Annotated in this window: 3 protein-coding genes; 2 read left to right on the top strand and 1 reads right to left on the bottom strand. The window is 57.9% G+C overall.

Annotated features, from left to right (window positions below):
• The first annotated feature begins 543 nt into the window (after positions 1 to 543).
• Complete coding sequence (locus tag P0D89_RS52085; RefSeq protein WP_408370841.1) at positions 544 to 894, top strand: hypothetical protein; 351 nt, start codon at positions 544 to 546, stop codon at positions 892 to 894.
• A 158-nt stretch (positions 895 to 1,052) separates the two neighbouring features.
• Here the strand turns inward: P0D89_RS52085 and P0D89_RS52080 are convergent, their stop codons facing one another.
• The gene (locus P0D89_RS52080; protein ID WP_408370839.1) at positions 1,053 to 1,616 is read right to left on the bottom strand and encodes a lipid-binding SYLF domain-containing protein; all 564 of its coding nucleotides are present in this window, start codon (positions 1,614 to 1,616) and stop codon (positions 1,053 to 1,055) included.
• Positions 1,617 to 2,491: 875 nt separating this feature from the next.
• On the opposite strand from P0D89_RS52080, the gene P0D89_RS52075 reads away from it, so the two are divergent.
• A partial coding sequence (locus P0D89_RS52075) for a transposase (protein WP_408370837.1) occupies positions 2,492 to 2,782 on the top strand: 291 nt, incomplete at its 3' end.

Raw genomic sequence — 2,782 nt, 5'->3', positions numbered from 1 at the left:
GAAAATCGAGGTTGCTGAGCGGCCATATATAGGGTTCCGCCAGCCTATCCACCGCTAGATCTGGTGTGCAGACTGCCGCCAAATCTCTATTTGCACCAGAGCCAGGTTCTTCGTGCGGCGATAAATCAAAGAGGCCTTGGTCCGACGCATCGTGCGCGTACCGTAGGCGGTGTCGTCAAGGCCGATTGACGCGACCCGCCGGTGAACCAACCGGGCGGATTGTCGTGTCCACCCGCGACGGACATGTGTCGGTTGAAGTGCTCATGACAATCTCCTTTCGATTGAAGGGAGATTCAGTTTGTGCTTTGAACAATGGGCGATTGTCGACCCACAAGGGACCGTCGCCTTTCTCAATAGCGGCCGTTGGTTGGGGAGCCCGAGCACGAAGTTTTGACATATATTTTAATCTCCGGGACCAACTACATGAGGACACTCATGCTCACTCGCGATCTCAAATTTCATAGCACCGGCAACCTTGGCGTTGCTTACGCCTTGATTGCTTCTCATCCCCGTCTTTGCGCGCTGGCGATTGCCGCGATCGCCATGACTGCATGGCAAGCTGCGCAGGCTGCAAATCTTGAACCGCGCACGGTTGGCCAGATCACCTATCTGTGCGGTGGGGTAGGCCAGGACGAACAGCAAGCGATGCGAGCGCAGGCCGGAAATTTCGACAGGGGGCTACTGTTCACATCGGGTTCTCGTGGCAAGTACCTGGGGGGTGTAGACGTCAGGCTCTCGCGCAATGATGAGGAAGTTGCCTCCTTTAAGGCCGACGGCCCTCGCTGCTTTATTACTGGGCCCGACAGTACGTACCAGGTTACCGCGACCTACAACGGTGTCCAAAAGCGAACGACTTTAGCCCGAGGCCAGAGGAACGTACAACTGCGATGGTAACCAGCGAGGTTGTTTACGGTTGTCGACGATCCATGACTGGGTGTTGACCGACCGTTCATGGCCCGAACCCGGTCGGAAGCCGCCGGGTGGTGGGTGTTAACCACACCACACGTACCAGATAAAAGAGGAGTACCAATTCGAAGGCGCCGTCGCTCACTTCACGGATTGAGCCTCGTAATCCGTTGGCCTTGTACGCCAAGCCCGGCCATCAACCCCTGCTGACCAAAGATAAATGCATAGACGTCAGCCTGCAGCGTTGTGGTGTTCATCGACCTGGCTGCGCCCGCATCGACGACTACAACAGTCGGGCCTACGCCAACGGCCCATCCACTACTATCGAAGGGTTGGCGCGCGGCTGCGTCGGTCATCAGAAACAACGCCTCCGAGAGCGTCTGCGCACCAGCTTGCAGGCCCCACGAAACCCCTGTGTTTCTGAAGTAGCCCAGGACTTTGCCGTCGGAGCCGAACAGTACTCCTCTTCCGCCTTGTGCGCCCACCCCGAGGCCTGCCCGGAGGATGTTCGGAAACACGAGCACTGCCTTCGCCCGATCATGAAGGTCTCTGGCTCTGGGCGCCGCGTCAAACAGTTGCTGCAGCGCCGCGCGCGCTTGCGCCTCCAGTTCTGGATCGCCCGCTCCAGGCGACGAAGTCTCTTGCGTCGAACAGGCCGCCGTGAGCAGCAGAAGCGGAACCACGAGAAAAAACCGCAGATACTTGCTCATGAGACGCGCTCCATTCGAAAGGCGACCTGGCGGTATGAAACAAACTTCCGCATTGGGATCTTTCCGGATGATATCAATAGTGGCACCTGCAAGGCTTCAAGACAATTGGACTTTGGTCCAATAGCGGTGTGGCGGCTCCCTGAAGCCATCCCGGTCCCGCAAAATGCTCCGGGAGTCGGGCTGCTCGCGGCGCGATGCGCTTTTCGTCAAGGCAGTGCGTTCTGCAATCGGCAAGCGCTACGTGGTCCGCTGACCGGACGAAGGTCCGGACAACGATTTGACGGGCCTGTTTTGGACCCGACGGCCCGGTGTCCGTAAACAGGATCCGCCTCTCGAATGTCGATGTGAAAGCGCGGGCCAATGACCATAGATGGCCCGAACTCAGCCCGATGCTGAATGGATAAGAGGGTGCGAGGTAGATCGGGCGGCGTCAGGCACAAGCCGACCCACCGCAGCCGTTCAACCCAACGCTCGCGGCCGTCCGCTGCGAAAACATTAAGCCGACGTTCGCAAGCCCTCTGCCATGCCATGTATCGCCGGCTTTCGTGTACAAGCATGGTCGATGCTGTCCAGCCCGACCCAGTTATAGGCGTCGACGGCGATCCTGACCATTACCGACGAAGGCATCGACTACTGCAATTCGCGCCATATTCAGCCTGTCGATTTCTTCGGCGACAGTCCGCGCATTTCGCTGATCGTGGTATTACCGTATTCCCGCAGCGACGGCGGTGCATTAATATTCGGATCACGCGTTGATCGGCAAGTTAATCGATCGCAACCGATAGCTGGCTGGAATTTGCCTACAAACCGCAGCAAGAAAGGGTTTTCGTAGACACGAGCGAACCGGTTAGAATCCCGTTGCTTTGGTGCTCGAGATGGCGAAACGCCAGCCGCGGCAAGGGATTCCAACGAAACTGACTGCCTCGCAGTTCGAGCAATTTGTCTTGCCGCATCTGAGCAAGGGCCGTCGCGGCCCCGCGACGAAACCGGGCTGGCACGCGATTTTCAACTACATTTTGCGTTTGCTCTACTTGGGCTGCCAGTGGAAGGAACTGCCAATCGAGAAGGATCGCCAAGGCCGTCCGGAGATCCATTACACGCGCATCTATCGCGCCTTTCGGCGGTGGCAAGCGGATGGCTGTTTTGATGCCATTTTCGAAGGCTCA

The organism is Paraburkholderia sp. RL18-085-BIA-A (assembly GCF_046027075.1).
Taxonomy (GTDB): Bacteria; Pseudomonadota; Gammaproteobacteria; order Burkholderiales; family Burkholderiaceae; genus Paraburkholderia.
The sequence above is the reverse complement of the archived record's forward strand: the minus strand, read 5'-3'. Positions and strand labels throughout refer to the sequence as shown.

Coding starts and splice junctions, on each gene's coding strand:
- P0D89_RS52085 (WP_408370841.1), top strand. CDS start 544: ATGACTGCATGGCAAGCTGCGCAGGCTGCAAATCTTGAACCGCGCACG.
- P0D89_RS52080 (WP_408370839.1), bottom strand. CDS start 1,616: ATGAGCAAGTATCTGCGGTTTTTTCTCGTGGTTCCGCTTCTGCTGCTC.